This is a genomic window from Planococcus sp. CP5-4_YE, from assembly GCF_019042655.1.
GTDB lineage: Bacteria > Bacillota > Bacilli > Bacillales_A > Planococcaceae > Planococcus.
This window is the reverse complement of the sequence record NZ_JAHPZO010000028.1, coordinates 1-25571: the sequence shown is the minus strand read 5'-3', so window position 1 is coordinate 25571 and position 25571 is coordinate 1. Positions and strand designations below refer to the sequence as shown.

Genomic DNA, 25571 nt, shown 5'->3' with positions numbered 1-25571 from the left:
CCCTATTACTGTACCGATAATGGACGGGCGTCCATTATCGGTACAGTAATAGGGCGTCGTAATCCGTTCAATGAAGGAGAAATCGATTAACTCGTCAACGGTCCGAAGGAAGTGATCCCGTGGCACTAGCTCATCAATGGACACCGTGGTTTGGTCATGACGATGATTTTGAACAGAACCCAACATGGTTCGCTCACTCCTTTTCTTTTTGTCAGTATACGCCGGTTCGCTGGAATTGAGTAGTCAAAAAAACCGACAGTGAAGCGGAAGCCGGCGACTCCTGCGGGAACAGCGCGAGCCGAAGACCCTGCAGGAGCGCCAGCGACGAAGCGGCTGAGGCCGTGCCCGCGGAAAGCGTCCGGCTGGAGCGAAACGCAAAAAAGCTGCCGAGGTTTCTCGACAGCCTGCGGAAGAAGCTTAAGCTTCTTCTTCTTTGTCTAGCAGAAAACTTTTACAAACGCTTGAAATTATCGATAGCGAGGTATAAAAAAGCAGAAGTGCAAAATTACTGTTTGCACTTCTGCTTTTAATTAGAAATGTATTGGTTTATGAATTTGTTGCTGTGTAGTGCTCTTATCGAAGACCAAAGCTTTTCATGAAAAAAACTAGATCATTTGGAGCTTCTTTATCAAATTGGTTTTCGTATTCGATGAGCCCAGCTTCTAAACTTGAACATTTCTCTGCAATGGAGAACCCAAGGCGCAAGTGCTCGTCAAACAATACAAAGTCATTATTTCCGAAAGCAGGTTCATGTGAAGATATAAAATGTTCTACTTCGTATTTTTTAATGAAATCCATCATAGGGAATATTACTTCATCGTCAAAAGAATTGAATGCATCGATTCTTTTGCCATACAAGCTATCTCCTAAAAATAAGGTTTTTTCTTCAGGGATATAAATAATTGTAGAATCATCTGTATGGGGGCTTTCGACATGACGCAGTTCGCATGTGATGCCACCTAAATCTATTATCATCTCGCCATCAAAAGAAACTTCAGCATTTAGAGGTTGAAAATTATTGCGGTCTTCGATGTCATTTTTAATGCTAGTTACAAAGAAATCATTTAAGATACCTTTCTGCTTTGCAATCTCTAACGCTTCATCATCGTATGTAATTTCTTGATATGCTTTTATGTACTCGCTTGTTTTGTGATTCGCGATTGAGACTAAATTCCACTGACTCATTCCAAAAGAATGATCACAATGATGGTGGGTGAGAACCAAGTATTTGATTGGCGGCAATTCCATTTTCTCTAACTCAAATTGAAATTCATTTGCATGTTTAGGTGAATTTCCTGAATCGACAATTAAACAATAATCATCTCCGATTACAAGTCCAATCAATGGTCGTCCTGTTTCATTGCTCGGTTTCATGTAATAAATTCGATCGGTTACTTTTTCCAACATTTCTATCACTTCTCCTATCGTAATCATTTTCTTCATTAATGAGCTGGTAAGTTTAGGAGCATATCTTTAATAGAGCACTTTTTTAGCAGACTATTCTTTAATTCTACACTAATACAAGCTTCCTAACTTATTAATGACAGAAAAATCTGTGTAAAGTGACAATATTTAGAAATATAGAGTTCAGATAAAAAGTTGGATAGGAAAAGAGCTCCCTTAAAAATTCAGTTTACATATTGCTGGATTATCGGAAGGGAAGAAGCTAAAAGCTTTTTCTCTTTCTTTGCATTTGAAAAACTGTACTTTTACGAACGGTTTTATTTAGCAATAAATATATAAAGGGGCAGTCCTGTTAGGGGTGGAAGAGGCCTTGAAACAGAAAGAGCCCTCTTGGTATGATGTGGGGTGTCAATACGCTACGAATGGATCCCTAACTTAGCTGCCAAGGAGGACTCCACTTGCATTTTAAAAATTAAGCATTCCAGAAATTGCACGACTTCTATAAGCGTCATCCGCAGGACCCCTTACAAAAGAAGTTGGCCATCGTGCTCCTGTGCGGCAAAGTCTTGAAGATTCTAAGCGCTGTGCACCAGGACCACATACACTTTGATGCCACGCATCCCGTCAATCGACACCCATCAACATGACCCAGAGAAGACGGCGCGATTTATTCCATTCGACCTGTTGAGTCCCTATAGGCTATAGGAGCTTTGCCAGCCTCTGCCTTATGATCAGACCGAACGAAGGAATATGGGCATCAGATGCCACGAGACATGGGAGGGTACGTCGTCATAAGCAACGCAGAGATCCATGGTGTATGACATACCGGATCAGAATCAATCATTTCCATTGGTTCAAGTGGAGTGTGCCAAAGTTTTTATAGGATTTATCAAGTAAATATCTGACAGTACTATGGTCGAAAGATATTTTAGGTGCCTTGAAAAACGGTGAGAACCGTTGATACATCAATATTTATAGAGGGAGTGTTTTGAAAATAGAAGAAAAAACCCGGATTATATTACTTATACACACGGTGATTACTATTGGTGTGGGGATTCTATGCTTATTTGATTTATTACATGTAGACTTTTTCATCTTATCTTCACTAATATTTTTCATAATAATTAGTGTTAGATATTACGCTTTACAAAACAAAGGAATTTCAGGAGTACTTATGGTTACGGTTTCTACACTATTAACGGTGCTTCAAATTGCAATAATGGTAAGATAAAAAACGAGCAAGATTATACTGCTCTTTTCAGTTAAATCAAAGAAAGTATTTACAGTGGAAATCATTCCACTGCCAAAGAACATGCAACTTTATAAATCACAAAGGATCAAGTGGCAAACATGGTTTTGCATATGAGTAAAAAGTATCTCAAGCAAGAGTTTGAAGTTAAATAGTCTAAGAAAAACTGTGTTTACATTTTCAAACATAGTTAAATTAGAAAAGATACTTACAGATTGCCAGTTAACATATAATGACTTACCGGTAGGGAAGAGACTTTATAGACAGTCTCTTCCTTTTTTCGTTCATGTAAATGTACTTTTACGAACGGTTTTATTTCCAAAATTATCTAGCTATTAGTTTGAGTTCTGAGTATATTTAAAATAACAGTTTTGGCTTTAATGATAGAACAGAAACTAAGGAGGACCTATGGAAAAGAGTAACCTAATCATAAGAAAATACGAGGATGACATGACTGTGTTAGTCAGCCAGGACAATGTACAAGAATCTGTCCAGTATATCCAGACACATCAAATCAATAGTGTAGAGGTTACCTACGAGTATGAAGAAGCACAAATTGATTTCTTGCGTGAATGTTCAACCATCGAAAATTTATCACTAGAAGGACCGAGTGTAAAATCGATGAGTGGAGCTTATCACTTGAAGAAACTTAAAACTTTGGCAATCAGCGATGTTTCTCGTTCCTTAATACTCGATTTCAACCAATTGACTACGTTGGAAGAAATTTATGGTACCTTGCCGCCCAAAGCAGAAGGAATTGGCAGCCTCGTCAATTTGAAGAAAATGCAAATTGGGGGTTATAAGCCAAAAGGAAAAAACCTAGAGGAATTCGCTGGTTTGAAAGCTTTGGTAGATCTTGAACTTACCAATGCAAATATCGTTTCCTTGGAGGGAATTCAAGGATTAAAGAACTTAAATCATCTTGAACTATACAGAATGAGAACCTTAACTGATATTGGAGCTATTCAACACCTTTCTGAAAACTTAACTTCTCTTCACATAGAAAAAACAAAAAATATACAAGACTTTACACCAATTGGAAAAGTGCAGTCGCTTGTGCATTTAGCGTTAAATGATTGTGGGACCATTTCATCCATTCAATTCATCAAACACCTTCCTCATTTAAGCAGCATGAGATTTTGGGATTCAACGGTTTTGGATGGAGATGTTTCTCCTTGTATCGAATTAGAACACGTAGATTTTACGAATAAGAAACATTACTCCCATCGGTTAAAAGAAGGTCCTCGGGGTAATGACGGACCCACTTTTATCGCAAGATCCATATCGGCAAGCACAGAATCGGTTTCGCAATCTGCCAACCCGAAGGAGCAATATTCGCCTACTCAAGAGTGGCGAATAAGGATGGACGATGGAGATGACCAGTTTACCGAAGAAAATTTGACAGCAACTGAAACCGTACTCAGCAGTTACATGGATGGGCTTTCCCGCTTACAAAACCCAAACGAAAACCTAATTGTTCAGGAAGTGAAAAAAGTGGTTCTGCATCTAAATATACTTAACAAGGAGTACGACTTTTTCATTGAGACGCTGGAGCGTGAGGAATTGCAGGAGTTCATCTTGGGAAAAGCGCAGCAAATCGGATTGGAGACAGAGGAAGACATTACCGAAGAATGGCGTGAATGGTAGGGGGATTTTTCAAGGTATTTATGGGTAGGATATGGAACGAACAAAAGGCGCTATTTTAGCAAAAGTGAATGTAACTTATGTGCAGATAAGTTACATTCAAAAGTTTTTTGGGCGAAAGAAAGTTAATCATTTGAGTAGAAAAATCGAGGGAGAATAGTATGAAACAAAAATATCCTTTAAAAGTAAACTGGTGTCCACATTGTGACCAAGGTTGGGTAGAGATTGTAAGATACTCTAAAGATGACAAACTATTTGTTAAATGTCGAGAATGTGACAGTAAATGGGATACGCCTTCGGATAGTAATGACATTAATAAAGCATCTATGCCATTAGATCAACGAATCAAGAGACCTGCCATTCAAGAGGTTAAAAAAATTGGATGGGATAAATATATTCAAAATTTTTAATGCAAACTGAGTGTAACTTATTGTGAATTAAGTTACATTCAGAGGCGCTAGAAGTCTAGGAAGAGGTGGATTGAAATGAAATATATCTTAAACGGCTTAATTACTATCTTATTATCTATTGTCGGATTTTATGCGATTTTGGCTCTTTTAATTTTCACGACGAGCGATAGTGATGAGGTGGTGCTCTATGCATTTGCAATTGTCATAGGAATTTTGCTTATTGTTATTATCAATCAACTAGTTAGATTGAATGACAAGTTGGACAAAACAAAACGCGAACTCATCTAATTCTAAATGTAACTTGTTAGCAAGTAATTTACACTCAGATTCTTCATTTCATTGACTTGATCAGAAGACGAAGCGAAATCGAACTTGCTAGAATAAATAATACATTCAAAAGACAATTCTATAACGTTTTGGAGACGGAATTGTAAAGTGTAGATTTTGCATATCATAGCCATCGAGAGAAGGAGCTTCAATTGAAGTTTCTCCTCTTTTTTGTTTGTAGTATTATACTTTTACAGTCGGTTTGATTATTGAAATTATCTAGCAATCATTTGAGGTTCAAAATAAATTAACTCTAAGAGTTACGCTTCCAATAATATAAGATGAAACCAGCCCTAGCACAATCGGAGGGAAGTTGTTCGGTAGAGACTAGAATCTGAATGTAACTCATTTGAAGTAAAGTTACACTCGAGTACAGAAGGGGAGATTTGAGTAAAGATAAGTATCTATTTGTTGGGAAATCATTTTTATTAAAAACCCCATCAGCTTAAAAAATAGTTGGCAACAGTAACTTTATACATTTGCTTGCCTAAGCCATTTAGTATCTCTATCAACTCGTTCTGCTTTCCAACCGATCGATAAATCAAATAATGACCAAAGAGAACTATCTACCTTTAAAATTTCTTCGATCGTAACTATTCTGGCATTGTCTATATCAAGTTCATCAGAACCATCGAGAAATTGCCACATTCCATCTTCTCCATCATGTGATACATATAATACGGACTTTTTTCCATCCAATATTTCTTTCAGTGTAATAACCATCGTGTTGGGGAAATCATTAAACTCACTCATAGGAACACTCTCCGATATATTTAAATGTAATTATTTAGTTGTTTGTTGATATAATTTGACTGTTAGCATAAGTATAGCATTTCACATGACTCATCAAAACTTCATACTTAAAACTAAATGTTGCAATTCTTAAGTTGCATTCACTTTCCTGATAATTTCTGGAAGAACGAATGACTATTTTAAATTCAAATTAGAACAGAAAAGGTGATAGGATGCTTTTTTCTAAAAAAATGAGCTGTTCCCGCTGTGGTAAAGAAATTGGCGAGAATGAAACAATTGCTATCGTGGCAAACGTAAACGAATTAAATGGAATCGGCCATATGAGGAAGTTTGCTGAAGGTCACACTGTGGTTTGCACTAAGTGTTTCAATGCAGTTAAAACAGACTAGTTCAGAGTTCATTATTTTGAATGTAATTTAATCCTGGATAAGATACACTCATAATCGTTATTCTAGAGAAGATAGAGACATCATCACGGAAAGTAAATTGATGCATTTAGAGGGCTGCTCCATATACTTTTAAGCAAGGATTCCAGAAGAATCTAGCTTTACATATCAGCACATGTAGGAACTCGTTTTTCCTCGAAAACATTAATTTGGCAAGGTTTCTCTTTTTGCCCGCTCTTTACGCTCACATAAAATTTTATGCATCTAGATTTGATAAAGTTTATCGCGGCTGACTCTTCTAAATTCCCAGCATCTATCCAATTCTTAGGAAGTAGAAAAGGTTTATATAGATGCTATAATCAACGAATGACGATCTTAAAGTTGGAATACAACCTCTAAGTAACAAGTGATGAAAAGTATGGACAATTTGGAGTTGGATATGAAAAGACTACTAATGGTTTGCGGCATTGCAGTTTGTATTCTACTATTCGGTATATTCTACATGAATGAAGGACAGCGTGAAGAAATCTATGTAGCAGTAGATGGAAGTGACGGAAACAATGGATCAAAAACAGAACCGTTTCGCACCCTAAAAAAAGCATCCTCTGTCGCTGTAGCAGGTACAACTGTTTTTATCCGCGAAGGAGTATATAAGGAAAAATTTGTCGTCCAGCATAACGGAGCGGTTTTTAATGAAATCATTTTTAAGCCGTATAATAAGGAAACGGTCATTCTAAGTGGAGAAGATATAAAAAGTGAAGAGTGCGATACTTCAATTGTTACGCTTGAAGATAAAAGTTATATAACTATTGAAGGGTTGATTATAAAAGATTTAAGAACCGACTTAGAAAATGAAACGGTTATGGGGATTTTGGTAACTGGTTCCGGAAATCACATCACGCTGAAGGACAACCATGTACAGCAGATTGAAACTCATGCGAAAAACGGGAATGGTCACGGCATTGCAGTATACGGAACCGATTCCATAAAAAATATGACAATTGTAAACAATATCTTAGAAAATTTAAAGCTGGGAGCAAGTGAAGCGCTTGTACTAAATGGCAATGTAAGCGATTTTGATATAAGCCAAAACATTGTGCGCAGTAGTGACAATATCGGAATCGATTTGATCGGTTATGAAGGTGTTTCTTCTGATGAAAGAGTGGATTTTGTGCGCAATGGAGTAGTTTCCAAAAATACGGTCCACGACATTTCCACTTTTGATAATCCGGCATACGGCAAAGAGTATAATGCTGGAGGCATTTATGTAGATGGCGGAAAAAATATAAAAATTGAAGAAAATATTGTCTATCACAGTGATATTGGCATCGAAGCGACTTCCGAGCACAAAGGAAAGTATGCTGAGAACATCGAAATTGTAAACAATAAAATCTACGAGAACTTTTTCACAGGTATATCAATTGGCGGCTACGATGAGGAGCGAGGGGGCACTCGAAATTCGACCATCTCTCAAAATCTGTTGTATCAGAATGACACCATGGGATTGGGTGGAGGACAGCTTTTGATTCAGCATGACGCAGAATTTAATGCAATTGAGGAAAACACCTTCATTGCTGGCCCTTCACGGATATTTATAGCAAACTACTTTTTAACTAGCAACCATAACGAAATGAACCAGAATCTATTTCATAAAGATAGAGGCAAAGAAGGAATTTGGATTTGGGAAGACGAAGAATTCACTTCATTCTCAGATTTCAAATCGGTGTCTGAAAGTGACGAAAAGTCGAGGTACCTAGACTCTGGTTATACCCATTCAAAAACGTTTGAACTCAACTAGTAGGAAAGCTTACCAATAGAGATTCCCTCTCGAAAAGATTATTGTCATATGAATCAGTGTGATTAATTAAGGAGAAAGAGTGCTAAATGAGCATGATCTTTCTCCTTTTCTTTATTTATGTATAATTTTGCGAAATTTGATTTTACTTCAAAAATTCAGAACATATTGGTATATTTTGGTATAATACATATGAAACCAGACTGACGATTTATATAAGAAGATAACTTGAAAAATAGGGGAGGAATAAAATGAACAAGTTTGGATTATTGTCTCTACTAATGTTTGGTATAAATGTTGCTGCATTCTTTGTTATGAGAGGACCAGATGGAGATGTTTATTTAGGAATAATAGTATTGAGTGTCTTTTCAGTTATTGGTTTGGTATTTGCAGCATTATCCAAACAATTGCTATGGACGATTCTGGGTATCGGCGTAAATTTGATCCCATTAATTTTTGCCTCTCTACTGTTACTCGCAATGGGAATAAGTGAGCCTTAAAAAATTCAGATGAAACAAATCAAAAATTCTCTTTTACACAACTTAAAAATCAAAGTAATTGAAGAGCTTACTATTGAAACCTCATCGAGAGAGAAGATAAAGTATTTAGTGCTTCGTTTCAGGAGCTAAACTCACGCGTAAAACATTTTTATATTCTTTTAGGATTCATTAAAATTTGTTTTTGCGTTAAAATAAGGAGTGTAATAAATAGTAGAATAGGTTGGGTGATCAAATGTCCTCAAATTTTGACCTGATGAAATTATTATTCGATCCGAAGATGGAGACAATTCTTCAATCCATTAAGAATAAAGATAAAACAGTTAAAGAAATTGCTGAAGAATTAGATGAAAAACCTTCTAGGTTGTATTATCCGATTCAAAAATTAGTAAGTACTGGTTTGATCGAGGTTAGCGAAGAAAAGAAAAAAGGGAACTTGATTGAAAAGTATTATACTTCACGGCACCTTTTTGATGACGAAGAAATGATGCATGTTGAAGGGGATTTGGCTATTCGGAATTCAGACTTTCTGTTGTCGATGGTTCTACTATCCCTAAACAGAGGAATCACTTTGTTAAAAGGAGATTTGGATGGGAATACCACTGCACAGGAAACTGAAAAATCCCGTGCTGTGTATAGTGAATACGATGCTTCCCTCACATCTTCAGAGTGGAGGCAGGTAAACGAAGAGATACGGAGAATTATCAGAGATAGAGATAACGTGAACAATCAGGACAAGACTGAATATACCTTTTCAATTTTATCCTATGAAAAAGAATCAAAACCGACTGAGTGATTAACTCAATCGGTTTTGATTCTTTTTTGGATCTGCTTCTATTCCTGCATTGAAATGCTTTTAAGTTCAGGAAGATCACGCACCTTTTTGTTAATGATGAAGTAGAGAGCAATGATTAGCAGCCCCGAACTGCTGATGAACATCATCGTCTTTACACCAAACACGGGAGTTAATGTGCCTCCTATGATTGCACCAAGAGGCATGGCTGAAACCAAGACACTGTCGATGATTGAAGAAACTCGAGCTAGCAAATTCTCATCTACAGCTGTCTGTAGGAAAGTAATCAGAAGTATACTCATCATGCCGAAAGGGATAAAGGCCATGGATAGGAAAAGGGTAGAAAATATATTAGACGGAACAGCAATCGAAGTAACCCAAAAACAGAACGATAAAAAAGGCAAAATAATCATTAACATGCCCAAAGGATATTTCATGACCTTCATTACAAGAAGTGACCCTGTCAGATTACCAACTGTCATGGCAATAATTAAAACGCCATATAGACCACTCCCGCCCCGTTCATTGGCGTAAACGGGAAGAAGTGCTTCCGTCATCCCAAAAGCAAAATTGGCAATGAGGAATGGCAGGCACAAAATGAAGACTTTTGTCGTGAAAAAGTAAACAAGACCCTCTTTTAAAGTTTCTTTATAAGCTGGCCATCTCTCGCTGTTTTCATCGCGTGTTGCGGTTGCCTGAATTCCTTGTAACGAACTGAAGAACACAGCTGCCATAAGGTAAGTGAAGGCATTGAAAAGGTAAATCGTTTCTATTCCTATCCAAAGAATAGAACTTGCGAAAACGGCTTTCATCATAATATCGATCATTTGTTGGCCACTGCTGATGTAGGAATTGAAATACCCACGCTTATCTTTCGAAATGATCTTTGGAACAATCGCAATTTCAGCTGTTCCTTGAAAATTTTCGAGCATGGAAATAAGAAACATGACGAAAAGGATTAGATAAATTGATTCGTACCCAAAGTATATGCCCAACGGTATAGCAAGCATCAGTAAAAACTGAAGAAACTGAGCATAAAGCAAAACTCTTCCTTTGTGTAGTTTTTCTATTAACGGACCGAATAGAAAGTTCAAGCTTTTGGGAAACATCACAGTGGCCGTGGCTAAGCCCGTGTAGAAAGCATCATGTGTGAGTTCGAATACATACCAGATAACAGCTACTTGATAAAGGCTATCTCCAGAAGTTGAGATTAGACGGCCTACAAACAAGCTTCGAATATTTTTACTTTTGAACATGTTATCACCTCTTTTTATCGTTAAAATTAATTTTAACGCAAAAATATAATTAATCAATGGATTTTCTCAATTATTAAAACTTTTTATCTGTTCCATCTAAGATTCAAAGGAAATTATTTATAATGAGAAGAAAGTGAATAACAAACACCACTTTTTCATAATTTCTCTAAACAGCAATAATTCTTGGAATGATCTAATAGAACAGGTGAAGGAATTAAAGGAGGATATAAACTTCAAGAGAACTAACTAATAAGGACATAACTAAGTGAAGGAAGAAAGGTAGGATCTATGATGGCTGCTGGCATCGTGTATCGAGAAGCATTTAAAGAAGATCAAGGCAAACTATATCCACTAGCAAAAAGCTTAGCCACAAGTTTTGAAGTGAATAGTGGAGACTTTTCATGTGTATTCAATGCTTTACTAAAGGATGCTAATACAGATTTACTTGTCGCAGAAAAAGAACAAGAGATTATCGGGTATGTTTTTGTCTTACATCACCCGGCTTTTTATGCAAATGGCATCATCAGCTGGGTAGAGGAATTGTTTGTTTTAGAAGAATATAGAGGACATGGCATTGGAAAATCCTTAATGGAAGAGGCCGAGAAGAAATCCAAAGCCCGAGGAGCAAAATTAATGGCATTAGCTACTAGAAGAGCCGATAAGTTCTATAAAGCGATAGGTTATAGCGAATCCGCTACTTATTTCAAAAAGAACTTTGTTTGATGAATTTTTCAATTTAACGTAAGGACGCTTTCTTGAATTGTTAAATTCGTAGAGAAGGAACTTCATTTGAAGCTCCTTCTCTTTTTTGTTTTATAAAACTGTTTTTAAATTAATCCGTTAAAATTTTGTGTTATAGCTATCAAAGTTGTATTTCGTAATAAGCAAAATATATTAATGGATAATTATGTTAAAGTGAAATAAAGACATTAATTGTTGAGAGGAAGTAAAAAAATAAAATGAAGCATGAGAGAAAGTTAATAGCAAACTTCGATTCGGTAGTCGCCCATGTTCGGGATACATCGGATAGAGTGGATTGTTCAGGAGCTGCAATAGTCATCATGCAGAATGACACCATCGTCACTGAAGAGTACTGGGGGGAACAGTCCAAGGAAGAACACGCTAGACTAATTCAAGAAGATACACAATTTCATGTAACCTCTGTTCGGAAAAGTTATATAGGTTTTGCTGTCGCATATGCTGTACAAGAAGGATATATAAGCTCTATCGACTTACCTTTCAGAAATAGATTCAACCATATTAGCCCGGACTACGCTACGACATTTGCTGACCCACACACATGGGCTTACGAACAAAGACGGGAAACTCGAAAGAGAGTTTTTTCCGGGAGAAGGATGGGCTTATCGCGGTGTCGGGATTGATATGCTGACACAAATCGTGAAAAGAACGACTGGTAAAACGGTGTCAGCCATTTTAACAGAACAAGTATTCATCCCACTGAAGCTCAAGGAGACAGGTTGGTATGGAACATCACATGAGAATCTTGTGGAAGTCGTTAGGAATCCGCAAGATCGAAGTTGGTATACGAGTGAAAGCACAGACGGGGATAAGATGAATATGTATGTGTCGGCTAGGGAGTTGGCTAAGTGGGGATTGTTTCATCTCAATCAAGGCAAGAGTGAGGGGGAGCAAGTGGTTTCCAGTGAGGTTCTGGCGCTTGCGACAACCTTACAAAGTCCACATTTAATTGATTCAGATTTACCCCAAAATGGATTTTTATGGTTCGTGAAAGATTTACCAGCGAACAAAACCGAAATTGGGGAACTAGTTCCCCAAGGTTCATATCAGATTCTCGGCTACACAGGCGTCACTTTGCTCGTAATACCTCAACATAGTATTGTTGCAGTTCGTGCATTCAACAGTTTTGGTTCTCCAGAAGGCTTTGATTATTTATCAGATGTGCGAGCATTTGGTGATAGTATCATGCAGTGTATATGATTTTTAAGATTTGTAGTTTATATATTGACGGATTATAGGAAGTCTATAATAGAAAATTAGAGAAAGTGCTGGTCCTAAGTATCTTCTGTTTTTGTTTATGTAGGTGTACCTTTACTAACGGTTTTTCAAAAACAAAGAGATAAATGATTTATCAGAATAGAAAAAAATAATTTAGAATATATTGGTTTTAGTGCTATAGTAAATACACTATCTTTGAAGGGATGATGAATGCCGATGTTGAACTAATTCTATTTTCAGCGAAAATGTATAAACATTTTAGTTGCCGAATAGGATTAGTCTGCTCATTTATCTCTTTTCAAAGGACCGGTATCTGTAAATCAGGTTATTTGCTTTGAGTAAAATAGCTATCATGTGACTGATCCTTCCAAAAAACTTGGGAGGTTTTTTTAATTTCCCTTTTTACGGCAAGTGTTAAATAAAGAACAGTGAAATGAACTAAAAAATGAGGAGGAATTTCATGAAGACGAAAGAACAAGTTTTTCAAGATATCCAGAAAATCATACAGGAAGATTATGCTGGATATATGGATGTGACGCACTTGAATCATCCTGAAAAATACCGCATTACAAACGACATGAGTGAACAGGAATTCGAGGAAACGATCAAAGATTATTTGCTCGATTTTCAAGACAGACATTTAATTTTTATCTTGAAAAAGAGCTCGTCACCCAGTGTTGGATTTTTGGTGAGGCGTTTTGAAAATGCTTTATATGTTACTCAACTGGAAGGGGAGACACGGCTACAGATAGGCGACAAGATTGTGCAGCTTGATGGAATGGACATTCCAGAAATTGAAAACCGTTACAAGAAAACCTTGATGGATCAAATGGCAGAACGTCAATTATGGAATCGGGTAGTCTATAAAATGAAAACGATTCGGATTGAACGGGGAATGGAACTGATTGATCTGCCTTTGTCACATTACGAAGACCTGCCTTATAAAGGCGAACATACATTCAAAAAGATTGGTGATTCCATCAGCTATATGAAACTGACGGATTTTATTGATGAGGCCCCGATCCAAAAACTGATTGATGACAATAAAAATGATTTGGAACAGAATGAATCCCTTATCATCGATGTCAGGAAGAATTTAGGAGGAAGCGACACTTCTTATTTTCCGCTATTTCCATACTTGTTTTCTGAAACTATCCCATTTGCTGATTTATTTCAAGAAGATGAAGTGATGTACTTGAATTATACGGAGCGAAATTGCCGGTTGCGGATTGCAGAATTTGAAGAGTATTTAAAAGAAGAGGTGCATGACATTACCTCGATATCACTAAAAGAAGAAGTCGGCCGTTTAAAACGACACTTCGGGCAAGGGATGTTAGAAGTTCCAGAAGACATGGGGTTTGTAATTAAAGGGAAGAGTTCCCCTAAGCATGTCTTCGTATTAAGTGACTGCTATTGCGGCAGTTCCGGCGATACGTTTGTCAGCAATGTAAAAAAATCTTCCAAAGTTACCGTAGTTGGCCGGCCCTCAATGGGAATCATGGATTATGCTAATGTAGCAACAATGGCTTACGGAGATTATGAATTTATTTACAGTACTACCCGGATGCACGAAAATTATTGGATGAACGGTGTAGTGATCAAACCGGATGTCTACATTCCTTGGACACCAGAGCATTTAAAAGAAGACAAAGATTTAGAGATGGTTTTATCACTTATTCAACAAGCAGAGAGTAAAGCACAATGAATACCAGAAACAACTATCTTCAGCTTATATAGCAATAAAATATTGGAAAGGGAGAATACAAAGAAGATATTCTCCCTTCTTTTTGTTCTTCAAGAAGACTTTCAGAGACCGTAAATATTTTTGTGTTAATAAAGATTAAAGGCTTTTAATTTATTTTTAGTTTACATATGACCCCTTATACGATGTGAAAAAACTCAAGCGAAAGCTTCTTCTTTGTGTCTGTATAAACTTTTACGAACGGTTTCAAATGATAAAGGTATTAAGTTTTTATAGGACCCTTTTGTCGACTATTAAAAAAGGACTTCTATAGTTATTATCGAATGTATGAAATTGGAAGACCATAAAACTAATAGGAGATGATTTACTATGTGTGGGATTTGTATCTAAACATGTTGAAAGGGACGCATCTTTACCAAAAAACAGAGAAGTCCTTCTGAGAAATGCCTTGAAGGATTTAACAGCTGATCCAAATGTTCTCGCTATATATTTAGGAGGCTCATTAGCAAAAAAGAACTTCGATAATTACTCGGATATTGACTTACACACGATTGTGAAATCTGAAAAGAGATCGGAATTCATTGAGAAAAAGTGTGAGAGGGCTGGGAAATGGGGAAACGTTCTATTTCATGAATATGCTGATTTATATAATCCGGTAATGGTCACTCACTATGATTGCTTTGTCAAAATAGATAGCTGGTATCATGCTCTTGAAGAAATCGCGCCTTCCATTTGGTTAAAGGGGCTAAAGGTACTTTACGATCCGAACAGCTTGATAAGCAACATCATAAAAGAATCATCGAATTTCATATATAAACTTCGAACCGATGAAGTGGAACTCTGGAAAGGAAAAATTCTCGCTTTCACTCATGAAACTTATCGCACAGTTATGAGGAATGAGCTGTACTATGCACAATCTAATTTGGATAAAATACGGTGGCTTATTGTTTCCGGCTGGTATATGGAAATAAACGAACATTTCGATGGTTCCTATGGAAGTTGGTCCAAAGTTGAAGGGAAAAGAAGCACATTAAATCAAAGACAGCTTTGTCTTCTAGAAACATGGAAATGTGGGAGTAAATTTGATGAAATCATGGCCACTGTAGAAAGCATGGTTCCTGAAATTCTTAGACTGAATACTGTCTTAAGTGAAGAAGTTGGCCTTGAAACAAAAGAGGCACAATTTAAAGATATATTGGAAATGGTTTATTAAACACTCCTTAAATAGGTAAGAGATTTAACTGTAGAAATAACAGAAAGCCGTCTTATTGTAAGATGGTTTTCTTTCTAAGAAGTAAAACTATTACTAGCAGTTATTGACATCAGGAGGGAGAGTACTTGGCTTGCTTGACACAAAGAGATGCGTGATTAATGTACTTCAAGAATCGGATTATTGTGATGTCAGAAAGATATATGCAAATCAGGAAGTTAGAAAATTTCTTGGTGGAATTCAAACTGAAGATTCAACTCGAATGGCCTTTGAAAAGATGCTTAACTCCAGACAAGAGTCCTTTCATTGGGTAGTCAGAGAGAAAACTACTAAAGAAATGATTGGTTTGGTTTCTCTGGACCTTCACCATGAAGGTGTTTTTCAAGAAGTTTCTTACCAATTTTTACCTTGCTGGTGGGGGAAGGGGTATGCGCGTGAAATCATTTCAGCCATACTGCGTTTTGCTTCAAAGAAGTTAAAACTTTCAAAAGTCGTTGCTGAAACCCAAACTGCAAACAAGGCGTCCTGTCGACTCTTAGAGAGAGTAGGTATGAAATGTGAGCGAACAGTTATTAGATTCGGAGCTGAGCAAACTATTTATTCTATCAAAATATCTTAAAAAACATTTCTTCAATAATCGGTTTGGGTACCAATCTCTTTCAGTGGGAAAGAAAACCAATAGTAGAAAAAGGAAGGAGAAAACTATGGATTGTTTAATGAAAGAACTCTTAAGTTGGATCAGCATGGTGGATAAACCAATCTTGATCGGAATTTCCGGACACGGTGCTGCCGGAAAAACTACGTTCACTACCGAGCTTTTGAACCTGCTTGGCGATAATAAAGTCAATTACCTAAACACCGATCCGTATATTGTAAGTTCAACCAACCGAAAGCATGCCATAATCGACTATTCTTATCAAAATAAAAACCATCGGCATAAAATGACTGCCTGCCATCCCGCAGCTCATCATTTACCTTCCCTTGAACGAGACATTCGAATGATCAAAAAGGGGATGGAGGTATCTACGATAAATACGCCTTACCAAAAAAGTGAGCTACTCTCTGACAAGAATAATGTGACGATTGTTGAGGGGATGAGTACGGCATTTATTGATCCCGCTTCATTTGACGTGAAAATCTATTTCTATACAGATGGCGAAACGGAATTAAAGAGAAGGTCCGGTCGCGATGCGACAGAAAGAGGTATCGACATAAATTATTTAAGGCAGTCCCACGAAGAACGCCGGATTCAGTATGAACTGTTTATGCATCCTTATAGCCAGAATTTTGATATTATCATCAAAATGACTGATGAACAGACATGCCTTGAAAAAGCTGCCTTTGATTTCAAGTGGAATTCACAGTAACTTAAGGACAGAACAGGAGAGGTAGTATGAGGTCACATCAAATAAAGAAACTAAAGGCCGAAGATTTCTACAAATGCAGTAATATTTGGGAGATGGAAAAAAATCCGAAAATGACCGATCGTTTTTATGACGAATTAGTAAATGGAAACAGAGTCACTTTTATATGTTTAGAGAATGACGAGTTTGTAGGAGAAGGTTAATTAGTTTTTCATAACCAGGACCCAGACTACACAATTCCAGGCCAACGAATTTATCTGTCGCGCATGATTGTAAAAGAAGAATGTCAAAACCGTGGAATCGGTGGTATTATTGTTGATTATTTAATTGATTATGCCAAGGAACTTGGATATGAGGAAATAGCACTCGGTGTAGACATAGATAACTTAAATGCAAGGCATCTGTATGAGAAGAAAGGTTTTACGGATATTATATTTCTTGGCAAAGATAAATATGGGGAATACATGAAACTCCTAAAAAAATTAACTTAAAGTTTATTTTTCATTTAGTTAAACGAATTCAGAGGTGATTGTTACGTTTGGCAACGGCAGTATTTCGAACTTTTGAAAGTATGAGAGAAGTGTTTGTGAAAATGAAAAGAAGATGGAGAAAAAGAAAGTGAGAGCAGCAAGGTATAAAATAAAAAACCGATGGCTAGATAATACCAAAGGTTCTCTATGAACTACTCAACCAATTAACTCTGAAATGAGTTCCGTGTTTGTCTGCTGTAAAAAATCAGGGAGATCATTTCTGCAACTTTCTAACCCGAAATAACAGATCTCGTTAGTTTGTTGAAACAGGTTTGGGGCGAAATAAAGTTCTTTAGAAGTTAGTCCTTTAACTAATTTTTTAATAAATAGTTCATGTGACATCATATCTACAGAACCCAGATGGAAAATCCCGGTGAGTTTGTTTTCCACAATGTAGTTCACCTGTTTCGCAAGTGTTGTATCGGATAGATTGTTACATTCTAAATTACTGTAGACAGCAACCTGGTTGTTCTCAATTCCAGTTTTGATGCTTTCCATTCTGGGAGATTGCCTTCCCCATATTTGAGGGATTCGAAGAATGACTGCACGCTTTTTTAATATTTCCTGCAACATACTTTCACAGTCGATTTTGAATTTCCCGTAAGAAGATGTAGCATTGGGTTTATCTAATTCTGAATGATACTGGGAAAAATCACCATCAAATACATTGGCAGTTGAAAAGTAGTATAGTTTGCTTTCTGTATTTTTTAGTTCCAAAGCTAATTCTCGATGAAAGATCAATTGCTGGTGAAAATCTCCTCTTAAACAGGAGATGATTGCGTCAGGTTTTATTGATTGGACGAGATCTTTCATCTTATCAATTTCATTAATCTGTATTCGATATTGATTCGCTGCCGGTATATTTAAAACTGATGAAGAGGATGTGCCATAAATTTCATAACCACCTTTGCATTCTTCACTTAACGCTTTCCCTATCAAACCACTTGCTCCTAGAATTAGTAACTTCTTCAAAGTAACCCTCCTTTTTCACATTAAGTATTCAAACAAATTGTATCATCAACTACTCTTTTTTTATTAAGCGATCATGTTAATAAGTTCACTGTGTAGATTGGTAGAAACCGTTTGTTTTATAGTAATGAGTTTACTGGCATTTGAATTTCATGAAGTTGTCAGAAGTTTATATTGAAATATATAAGTGAATCCAATAATAGTAAACAAAAAAGATCATCGGTTTTTTAAACTAAAACCGGTGACCTTTCGATGTATAAGACTTTTTTATCCCTCTGGTATTAACGGAACTTTTACCACAACAAGTCCGGCAGTATAATCACCTGTTGCCAACAAAGCCACTCTTTCTAACTCCTTCGGAACTTCATAAGTCAAAATCACACTAGTTTTGCCGGGTGTCATGAATTTATAACGGTTTTTCCAATTTCCTGGTTCGGTCACTTGAATATCTGTAATGGCATACTCGTTCCCATCATCATCCAGCGCCTTGATATTTTGTGGCTTGTAGGTCAGGGAGGCTTCTTCTCCTCCTATTTCCAATGTCACTGGGACGGAAATAAACCGATTTTCTTCTGTTGACGGTGTGAGTTCGTCTGGTGGTTCTACTAAGTTTCCGAACCGGAACACGTCGTCTTTATCGGCGCCATCCCCAATCGTATAAAATCGATATGCTGTCTCTCCCAGTTCATCAATCGCATTTCCAGACGCTTGTTGAGGAGGTTCCCCTTCGTTTTCTTCTTTGATTGTATCGGATAACATGTTTCCTTCGGTGCCGGTGTCAGAAGACACTGCGACATCTTCAGAAGAATCAAGTGTAGATTCTGGGGTGGCAAACAACAACAGTGCCAGGGCACCTGCCACTAAGCTTGTTCCGATCACGCCGATTGTCCATTTAAACTGCTTTTCGACTTTTTTCGAATTTTGCAGCGTTCCATTGATAGCTTGATATGGCAATATGCGTGCCGCCTTTTCAGCCGGCAGTACAGCACCTAGTATACCGGTCACCATTGGAACCAACAGGGTAAAGGCTAAGAAACCAAATTCAGCGACTGGGACTCGACCATACATTTGGAAGATGAGGACAAGAGAAATGCCCAGGCCGAAGATGCCAGCCAAAAAGCCAGTCATGATCCCTTCGCAAATGACCAACAGGCGAACACTGTGATTCTGCCAGCCGGTTGCTTTCAGGACCGCAATTTGTGCTTGCCGTTCCGACACGTTCTGCCACATGATTTCGGTGGTCGTCAAAACGGCAATAAGCAGTGCGACTGCCATCGCGACGTAATGCATTGTTCCAACTTCTAGTGCAACAAATTCCCCGAGCCAGGTCGCATAAAGGACGCCTTTCAACCGGAAGGTCACGAATAGGAAAAAGATGAACAGGCTTGTCGGGACAGCGATAGCCAGAATGGAAAGCAGGCTGCGCTGCCACTGGGTAAGCAAATTGTTAAAGCTCATCCCTATAACGGACTCGGAACGGACCCAGCGTCGCGTACGATTCGCTATTTCGCCCGAGCGCATGGCTTCGTAGGGCTTGATTCGACGAATCATCCAAATGGGTAGTAGCGAGCCTAACCAATAGATCGCCAGGCCACTCACCCCAATCAAAAAGACGCGCGAGAGTGAAGAATCGATACTGCCGGTGGTCATAAAAGCACCTAAAATCAGCCAGCTGATCAAAGCGACTAGAATACCTAGAATAGTTGACTCCAGAAACAATAGCCGGGACAGCTGAGAAGGTCGCCAACCGAGAGCCAGCAGGACAGAGAATTCTTTCTTCCGTGCATAAAGCATAATGATGTTCGACGCGAATACATAAACAACGGCCACCAGTATGACACTGGCAATTACGCCGGACATGCCGACTTTGGTTTCTTGGAAGATGGAGATGGACGAACCGAGCTTGATCCACGGTTGCTGGACCCAGCCGACCGCTTCCTCACCGTTAAGGCCTGGTAAGTGGGTCAAGGCTAACTGCGGCGAAGAGCCCAAAGTGATATCGGTAATCAAGCCGGTTTTCGCTTCGATTTCAGTTGCCACGGCCTGCAATTTCGCTTCACTCACTTCATTCATCGAATCCACGCCCGCCACATTGACGCGGATAGCTGAGATGGGTTTATCTCCTAACACATGGGCCGCCGCCACAAGAGTCGTCAGAACCAACGGTGGTTTAGTCAAAAAACCGTAGGGGTTATTCGTCGGTTTCATATCGGTAGGCGGATTGACAGGCTGATCGTCTGCATCCATCACCCACTGGGCTTTGGCAGGAAAGTAAGTTTCCATCGGCAGTTCTGTCAACGGATTTTTGGACATTTGCATGTTTTGTGGATCAAAGACACCGACGTAGTCGAGTTTCAAACGCGGCCACTCCGCACTGCTCTCCCCAAATTTCTTTGCGGGCCGGTACATGTGGCGGACTGCCAGCATCGTATCTTCTGGCACTTCATATGGCTGGACTTGATACGAGAACGGCCATCGGTTGCCGAACGGACTGGTAACTGGTTCGTATTCGACTGGAGAAGGTTTAAACGTCAGCCAGTTGAAATCCTCATAAACGGCAGAGGAAGTGACGGAGGCATCCAGGACGTTCTGAACCAATTCTTGATGTACGTCAGTCGTCGTATACGCATATTTTTTCACTTCGTTTCCTTCTTGTTTTTCGAGAAAGGCTTCGCCGCCGTTTTGTTTGATTTCTTCCATCGTTTCCTCCTGTTCAGACAGTGCGAAAGGAAAGTCCAGTTTTTCGAACGTATAAGTCATCTCGGCATCCACATATTCCCGGTTACTGAGAATCACTGGGATTTGGATATCTGTTAAGTTATCGAAACCGACTTCGCTTTCTTCGACGGTGTCTTCTGCGGTAAAGAACCGGCTGTTTTCATTTTGGATAATAGCCTCATCGATGCCGACAAGGGCAGACTCGGCTTCCGGATCGATTCCTGCGATTAGGACATCACTCCCATAGGAGAGGGTATCAAGCATAGGGAAGGCCCCATATTCCTTGCCAAGTCCTTCTGCCTGCCAATCGCCGACGGTGAAGTAATTGTTAGCTTCAAAAACTTCGGCTCCTGCCCCCGTATCCGCCTCTTCATAGACATTCATCCTATACACGCCAGGTTCTTGGATATCGACGTTGTCCAAGGTTACACTGGTGCGGATCGATCCCATCATCGCGATGGGCGCCGCAATGGCAATATCGGAGATGTTCTTAATCTCTTCGTATTGTTCCATCGTGATACCGCCGTCCATGCCACTCAAATAATTGGGTTCGAGCAGGTTCATATCCTCCGTCACACTTCGGCTGCCTTCTGGTCGAACCACCAAATGGTAAGAAGATTTCCAGCGTTTTTGAAGCTCGTCCACAACGGTGCCATTATTGGCCTGAGTGATGCCAATAAGATAACTGAGGCCGGTACTCAAGATCAGTACACCCACTAACAGGAGGATGAACCGTTCCTTGTTCCGCCACCACGAATTCCAGATAAACCTAAGCATAGTGGCTTACCTGGATGTCCGAAACAATTTCGCCATCGCGCATCTCGATTTTGCGGTTAGCCCGATCGGCCAGTTTCGGATCATGCGTTACAAACAGGACCCCGCAACCTTTTTCTTTATTTAACGAATGCAGCAATTGAAAGATGATTTCGCCGGTTTCAGAATCCAGATTGCCGGTCGGCTCATCTGCCAAGAGCCATTTTGGTTCATGAATGAGTGCACGAGCGATAGCGATACGCTGTTGCTGGCCACCGGAAAGCTGGGATGGAAGGGCGTTCGCTTTGTCAGGTAAGCCAACCATTTCTAATAACTCCATTGCGCGCTGTTTCTTGTTGTAACTGACCTTTCGGCCGAACAGCGGCGCCATGATATTTTCGAATGCTGTCAAGGTTGGAATCAAGTGGAATTGCTGAAAGATGAAGCCGATATTCTCAAAGCGAAAATCAGCCATCTGACGTCTTTTTAGCCGAAGGAGGGATCGTCCGCCATGTAGCAACTCTCCTGCAGTCGGATCATCAAGTGTACCTAATATGCTGAGCAAGGTGGATTTACCGGAACCCGAGGGCCCAATAAATGAAATGAAATCACCATCTTCCAGTACTAGATTGATGTCTTTCAAAGCGTGCGTTTCAACGCCATCGCCCTGAAAGTCTTTTACTAAATTTCGGCATTCGATTGTCTGTTTCAGTATAGACACCTCCATTGAAATAATCGGTATATTTTATCTATTCCAAATATACCAAATTTTAGAAGAGTATAAAGTGTTTTTTACTGGGGGCTTAAAATTATGAAATCATATCTACTAGATTGCATACAGAACGTTAATGGAAGAGGGATCTAAACACGATTCTCTTTTTGTTTATGAAGATAAAGTTTTCCGATCGATTTTTTAAAAAACATCGAATGAATTTTTACTTCTCAATCAAAAGTTGCATAGAGTGAAAGAAATAAGTCAAGTAAAGTTGAAGGACATGAAGGGGAGGAATTTTACTTGATTAAAGGTCTATATGAAGCCCATTTGCCGGTAAGTAACTTAAATCGTTCAATTGAATTTTGTAAAGGATTAGGTTTGGAGTTCGATCATCAGGTTGAAGATAATTTAGCTTTTCTTTGGATTGAAAAAGACAAAAGTTGGTTAGGTCTATGGAATACTGAAAAAGTAGAAGTAGAATACCATCCATCTCTAAGACATATAGCTTTTGAAGTATCTATTGAAGACTTAAAACAGTCTGTTGAATGGTTAAATAATAAGGGGTATAAACCAAGAAAGGCATTTGGCTTTGAACCGAAGGAAGCTTTTGTAATGCCAAATAGTGATTTTGCACATGGGAAGATCCATTTTAATGACCCGGATGGCAATAGTTTAGAATTTATCTGCAAACTAGAAAATCCACAAAAAATCGAAGAGAGAATGTATTTGAGTGATTGGGAAAAACTGCATGATAAATAATAACAATCGAATGTAGTGTTAGGAGCCTACGTCAAAGCTCCTTCTTTTTTGTAAAGCGTACTAGTATGAACGATGTTTCTTAAAAAATAGCAACAAGATAATGGGAAGAAATAAAAGGGAATAAAGGGTAATTTAAGCAATTATAGAATTGAATACAGAGTAAATTATTAAGAAATACAGGAGGACGTTATGGCTTATATTGAAAATTTGCGAAAAGTGGTAGGACGTCAGCCACTAATACTAGCCGGTGTTGCAGTAGCGGTCGTAAATGACATGGGCGAATTTTTACTTCAGAAACGTATGGATGGAAAATGGGGAGTGCCTGGTGGATTTATTGAACTCGGAGAATCTACTGAAGAAGCTGGTAGAAGAGAAGTGCTCGAGGAGACAGGAATTCAAGTTGGTAAACTGAAATTAGTTGGGGTTTTTTCGGGAAAAGAACATTATGTTAAATTGCCCAATGGAGATGAATTCTACCCGGTAACTACAGCATATGTGACAAACGAAATAAAAGGTGGTTCCTTAACGGCGGATGGGATAGAAACAACTGAGGCTAAGTTTTTCGATGTAGAGGAACTGCCTTCGGAATTGAATCCATTAATTAAAAACCTTATCAAGCAATATTCACTTTCATTTTCGTCATAGTGAAAGTAGATATATCAGAAATTGGATTGATTACAGGAGGTAAGGTTGCCCTTGAATGAAAAGAGCTGGATTAATAAAAATGCCTGGGAATACCGTGCATATGAATTTTGGAATAAGCGGGATGGGTCTCCCAAAGATAAGGCAAAAGAAATTTTAAAAAATCCAAGAGCGAGTTTAAAAAAACATCAAGAATATTTTGGTGAACTTGATGGAATGAATGTGGCAAATATCTGTGGATCAAATGGAAGGAAAGCGGTGCCTCTTTCTTTATTAGGTGCCAATGTAACAGTTTTTGATATATCAGAGGAGAATAGAAAATACGCTTTAGAATTAGCTGATTGTACAAATACGGATATCGATTACGTGGTGGGAGACGTCTATGATATCGATGTGAACAAATACAGGAACCACTTTGATATTCTTTATCTAGAAGGTGGAGTTTTGCATTATTTCAATGATATCCATCAATTGATGGAAATTCTTTTTTTAATCCTGACTGATGGCGGCAAAATGATTTTAAGTGATTATCACCCCTTAAAAAGGTGTATAAATTCAGATTTAAAGTATATCCCTTCTTATTTTGATAAGGAATTGCACAATGAAGACATATCTTATAAGCAATTCTTTAAAGAACAAGAACAACAGTATTTTACAGATGTATCGCTAAGGTTCTATACTGTGGGTGAAATAATCAATTCAGTAATTTCAACTGGTTTTAACTTACATCGATTTGACGAACACCGAGGTTGGGATGGTGAGAATATACCTTGGGAATTCACCATTTTGGCTTCTAAATAACGCCTCCTTTAAAGAATTAATTAATAGCTTATGAGCTATTTGAATAAAAGCTATCAATGCGTATCAGAACAGAAATTGCATTCAATAAAGGGGAGGAGTTGTTATCATGAACTCTGGAATAATGGAGAGTTTAATTATATACGCTCCAATTGTATTTTTATTCTTCGCTTGTATCGGGATTGTTTGGAGTGTGTTGGGAAATAGAAAATATTTAATGGGATCAATAGTTATGTTGTTAGGGGTAGCGGTTTATTACTGGGGTTTATATATAGGTAAATGGGAAGGAATGGGCGTATCATTATTTCTGGGTGGTGGGATGCTTCTTCTTGGGCTATTGACTCTCCTAATTACCTTTCTTTATTCAAAATCGAGGGCAGCTAAAAACAAGCGGGAGGTTTAATTGAAAAGCTCGGTCCAAAAAAGAACTTCCTTGGAATTGAAGTTCTTTTTTACTTGTCACTGTCGCAATTTAACAAACTAAACTTCTTAATTGAATCAATCATTTTTTCTCGTGCGTTAATCAGAGGCTAATAAAATAGACGATAGAACGAGAAAGAAATTGGTTAAACCTTGTTTTCTCTTTTTTTGAATATTGCATAGTGAATGAGCCACGTATGCGTAAAATTAAACCATCAATTGCGGAAGATAGAGCCAGCTTTTGCGGAGTAGAGAGCCACACATATATTTTCACGATAAATACCTCCGGTATACTTAAGGGGCATGCTTAAAAGCATGACACTTGTGTAGAAGGAGTTTTTTTATGGTTAATTATCGAAAGATTCTGGGGATGGAGTTCGATGACATCAGCCAGAGGACAATCAGTTCCAGTACTGGCCACTCGCGAAATACAGTCGCTGAAGTTGTTCAGCGGGCTAAAGAAAGAGGAATCAGGGAGTTGGAGGATTCCATGAATAACC

At 38.3% G+C, this 25571-nt stretch carries 25 protein-coding genes; 18 read left to right on the top strand and 7 right to left on the bottom strand.

The window, feature by feature from the left end; translation table 11 throughout:
* On the bottom strand, positions 1–186 hold a 186-nt coding region (locus KTG14_RS17900; protein ID WP_483313509.1), incomplete at its 3' end, for a transposase.
* Positions 187–573: 387 nt separating this feature from the next.
* Positions 574–1407, bottom strand: coding sequence for an MBL fold metallo-hydrolase (locus tag KTG14_RS17350; protein ID WP_216972055.1), 834 nt, complete (start codon positions 1405–1407; stop codon positions 574–576).
* Positions 1408–4015: 2608 nt separating this feature from the next.
* On the opposite strand from KTG14_RS17350, the gene KTG14_RS18070 reads away from it, so the two are divergent.
* The 3 genes from KTG14_RS18070 (at position 4016) to KTG14_RS17335 (ending at position 4995) form a co-directional block, all read left to right on the top strand.
* Positions 4016–4300, top strand: a complete 285-nt coding sequence (locus tag KTG14_RS18070) for a hypothetical protein (RefSeq protein WP_216972058.1) — start codon at positions 4016–4018, stop codon at positions 4298–4300.
* 158 nt (positions 4301–4458) lie between these two features.
* Positions 4459–4707 (top strand): hypothetical protein, encoded by a 249-nt coding sequence (locus KTG14_RS17340; protein WP_216972054.1) that lies wholly within the window; start codon positions 4459–4461, stop codon positions 4705–4707.
* Between the two features lie 75 nt (positions 4708–4782).
* On the top strand, positions 4783–4995 hold the full coding sequence (locus KTG14_RS17335) for a hypothetical protein (protein WP_216972053.1): 213 nt from the start codon (positions 4783–4785) through the stop codon (positions 4993–4995).
* 510 nt (positions 4996–5505) lie between these two features.
* Here the strand turns inward: KTG14_RS17335 and KTG14_RS17330 are convergent.
* Positions 5506–5787 (bottom strand): hypothetical protein, encoded by a 282-nt coding sequence (locus tag KTG14_RS17330; RefSeq protein WP_216972052.1) that lies wholly within the window; start codon positions 5785–5787, stop codon positions 5506–5508.
* A gap of 825 nt (positions 5788–6612) precedes the next feature.
* On the opposite strand from KTG14_RS17330, the gene KTG14_RS17325 reads away from it, so the two are divergent.
* From KTG14_RS17325 to KTG14_RS17315, 3 genes are all read left to right on the top strand, one after another.
* The gene (locus tag KTG14_RS17325) at positions 6613–7971 is read left to right on the top strand and encodes a right-handed parallel beta-helix repeat-containing protein (protein WP_216972051.1); all 1359 of its coding nucleotides are present in this window, start codon (positions 6613–6615) and stop codon (positions 7969–7971) included.
* A gap of 248 nt (positions 7972–8219) precedes the next feature.
* Positions 8220–8468 carry a hypothetical protein gene (locus tag KTG14_RS17320; RefSeq protein WP_216972050.1) on the top strand — a complete coding sequence of 83 codons (249 nt, stop codon included), beginning with the start codon at positions 8220–8222 and terminating at the stop codon, positions 8466–8468.
* A gap of 220 nt (positions 8469–8688) precedes the next feature.
* Positions 8689–9261 (top strand): winged helix-turn-helix domain-containing protein, encoded by a 573-nt coding sequence (locus tag KTG14_RS17315; RefSeq protein ID WP_216972049.1) that lies wholly within the window; start codon positions 8689–8691, stop codon positions 9259–9261.
* Between the two features lie 38 nt (positions 9262–9299).
* Here the strand turns inward: KTG14_RS17315 and KTG14_RS17310 are convergent, their stop codons facing one another.
* Positions 9300–10514, bottom strand: coding sequence for an MFS transporter (locus KTG14_RS17310; RefSeq protein WP_216972048.1), 1215 nt, complete (start codon positions 10512–10514; stop codon positions 9300–9302).
* Between the two features lie 291 nt (positions 10515–10805).
* On the opposite strand from KTG14_RS17310, the gene KTG14_RS17305 reads away from it, so the two are divergent.
* The 8 genes from KTG14_RS17305 (at position 10806) to KTG14_RS17885 (ending at position 17258) form a co-directional block, all read left to right on the top strand.
* Complete coding sequence (locus KTG14_RS17305; RefSeq protein WP_216972047.1) at positions 10806–11237, top strand: GNAT family N-acetyltransferase; 432 nt, start codon at positions 10806–10808, stop codon at positions 11235–11237.
* Between the two features lie 236 nt (positions 11238–11473).
* The gene (locus tag KTG14_RS17890) at positions 11474–11896 is read left to right on the top strand and encodes a serine hydrolase (protein WP_308462047.1); all 423 of its coding nucleotides are present in this window, start codon (positions 11474–11476) and stop codon (positions 11894–11896) included.
* Positions 11799–12473: a serine hydrolase domain-containing protein gene (locus tag KTG14_RS17300; protein WP_254178231.1), complete on the top strand. Its 675-nt coding sequence runs from the start codon at positions 11799–11801 to the stop codon at positions 12471–12473. Before KTG14_RS17890 ends, KTG14_RS17300 begins: the two co-directional genes overlap by 98 nt.
* 478 nt (positions 12474–12951) lie before the next feature.
* A complete protein-coding gene (locus KTG14_RS17295) occupies positions 12952–14196 on the top strand; it encodes a S41 family peptidase (protein WP_216972046.1) in 1245 nt (414 codons plus the stop codon).
* Between the two features lie 370 nt (positions 14197–14566).
* Entirely contained in the window at positions 14567–15406 is an 840-nt protein-coding gene (locus tag KTG14_RS17290; protein ID WP_216972045.1) for a nucleotidyltransferase domain-containing protein, read from the top strand.
* Positions 15407–15536: 130 nt separating this feature from the next.
* Positions 15537–16022, top strand: coding sequence for a GNAT family N-acetyltransferase (locus tag KTG14_RS17285; RefSeq protein ID WP_216972044.1), 486 nt, complete (start codon positions 15537–15539; stop codon positions 16020–16022).
* Positions 16023–16107: 85 nt separating this feature from the next.
* Positions 16108–16770 (top strand): uridine kinase family protein, encoded by a 663-nt coding sequence (locus KTG14_RS17280; RefSeq protein ID WP_216972043.1) that lies wholly within the window; start codon positions 16108–16110, stop codon positions 16768–16770.
* A gap of 233 nt (positions 16771–17003) precedes the next feature.
* Positions 17004–17258: a GNAT family N-acetyltransferase gene (locus KTG14_RS17885; RefSeq protein WP_308462048.1), complete on the top strand. Its 255-nt coding sequence runs from the start codon at positions 17004–17006 to the stop codon at positions 17256–17258.
* Positions 17259–17453: 195 nt separating this feature from the next.
* On the opposite strand, the gene KTG14_RS17270 is transcribed toward KTG14_RS17885, so the two are convergent.
* The 3 genes from KTG14_RS17270 to KTG14_RS17260 form a co-directional block, all read right to left on the bottom strand.
* On the bottom strand, positions 17454–18269 hold the full coding sequence (locus KTG14_RS17270; RefSeq protein ID WP_216972042.1) for a sugar nucleotide-binding protein: 816 nt from the start codon (positions 18267–18269) through the stop codon (positions 17454–17456).
* 264 nt (positions 18270–18533) lie between these two features.
* Complete coding sequence (locus KTG14_RS17265) at positions 18534–21686, bottom strand: ABC transporter permease (protein WP_216972041.1); 3153 nt, start codon at positions 21684–21686, stop codon at positions 18534–18536.
* 67 nt (positions 21687–21753) lie between these two features.
* Positions 21754–22464: an ABC transporter ATP-binding protein gene (locus KTG14_RS17260; RefSeq protein WP_374939907.1), complete on the bottom strand. Its 711-nt coding sequence runs from the start codon at positions 22462–22464 to the stop codon at positions 21754–21756.
* A gap of 288 nt (positions 22465–22752) precedes the next feature.
* Here KTG14_RS17260 and KTG14_RS17255 point away from each other — a divergent pair, with 288 nt between their 5' ends.
* The 4 genes from KTG14_RS17255 to KTG14_RS17240 all read left to right on the top strand — a co-directional run bounded on the left by KTG14_RS17255 (position 22753) and on the right by KTG14_RS17240 (position 25054).
* Positions 22753–23211 (top strand): VOC family protein, encoded by a 459-nt coding sequence (locus KTG14_RS17255; protein WP_216972040.1) that lies wholly within the window; start codon positions 22753–22755, stop codon positions 23209–23211.
* Positions 23212–23400: 189 nt separating this feature from the next.
* On the top strand, positions 23401–23856 hold the full coding sequence (locus KTG14_RS17250; RefSeq protein WP_216972039.1) for an NUDIX hydrolase: 456 nt from the start codon (positions 23401–23403) through the stop codon (positions 23854–23856).
* Positions 23857–23907: 51 nt separating this feature from the next.
* Positions 23908–24654, top strand: a complete 747-nt coding sequence (locus tag KTG14_RS17245; RefSeq protein ID WP_254178229.1) for a class I SAM-dependent methyltransferase — start codon at positions 23908–23910, stop codon at positions 24652–24654.
* Between the two features lie 106 nt (positions 24655–24760).
* Entirely contained in the window at positions 24761–25054 is a 294-nt protein-coding gene (locus KTG14_RS17240) for a hypothetical protein (RefSeq protein ID WP_216972038.1), read from the top strand.
* Positions 25055–25571: the final 517 nt, after the last annotated feature.

Coding starts and splice junctions, on each gene's coding strand:
- KTG14_RS17330 (WP_216972052.1), bottom strand. CDS start 5,787: ATGAGTGAGTTTAATGATTTCCCCAACACGATGGTTATTACACTGAAA.
- KTG14_RS17320 (WP_216972050.1), top strand. CDS start 8,220: ATGAACAAGTTTGGATTATTGTCTCTACTAATGTTTGGTATAAATGTT.
- KTG14_RS17310 (WP_216972048.1), bottom strand. CDS start 10,514: ATGTTCAAAAGTAAAAATATTCGAAGCTTGTTTGTAGGCCGTCTAATC.
- KTG14_RS18070 (WP_216972058.1), top strand. CDS start 4,016: ATGGACGATGGAGATGACCAGTTTACCGAAGAAAATTTGACAGCAACT.
- KTG14_RS17890 (WP_308462047.1), top strand. CDS start 11,474: ATGAAGCATGAGAGAAAGTTAATAGCAAACTTCGATTCGGTAGTCGCC.
- KTG14_RS17305 (WP_216972047.1), top strand. CDS start 10,806: ATGGCTGCTGGCATCGTGTATCGAGAAGCATTTAAAGAAGATCAAGGC.
- KTG14_RS17350 (WP_216972055.1), bottom strand. CDS start 1,407: ATGTTGGAAAAAGTAACCGATCGAATTTATTACATGAAACCGAGCAAT.
- KTG14_RS17240 (WP_216972038.1), top strand. CDS start 24,761: ATGAACTCTGGAATAATGGAGAGTTTAATTATATACGCTCCAATTGTA.
- KTG14_RS17280 (WP_216972043.1), top strand. CDS start 16,108: ATGGATTGTTTAATGAAAGAACTCTTAAGTTGGATCAGCATGGTGGAT.
- KTG14_RS17295 (WP_216972046.1), top strand. CDS start 12,952: ATGAAGACGAAAGAACAAGTTTTTCAAGATATCCAGAAAATCATACAG.
- KTG14_RS17340 (WP_216972054.1), top strand. CDS start 4,459: ATGAAACAAAAATATCCTTTAAAAGTAAACTGGTGTCCACATTGTGAC.
- KTG14_RS17250 (WP_216972039.1), top strand. CDS start 23,401: ATGGCTTATATTGAAAATTTGCGAAAAGTGGTAGGACGTCAGCCACTA.
- KTG14_RS17325 (WP_216972051.1), top strand. CDS start 6,613: ATGAAAAGACTACTAATGGTTTGCGGCATTGCAGTTTGTATTCTACTA.
- KTG14_RS17260 (WP_374939907.1), bottom strand. CDS start 22,464: ATGGAGGTGTCTATACTGAAACAGACAATCGAATGCCGAAATTTAGTA.
- KTG14_RS17335 (WP_216972053.1), top strand. CDS start 4,783: ATGAAATATATCTTAAACGGCTTAATTACTATCTTATTATCTATTGTC.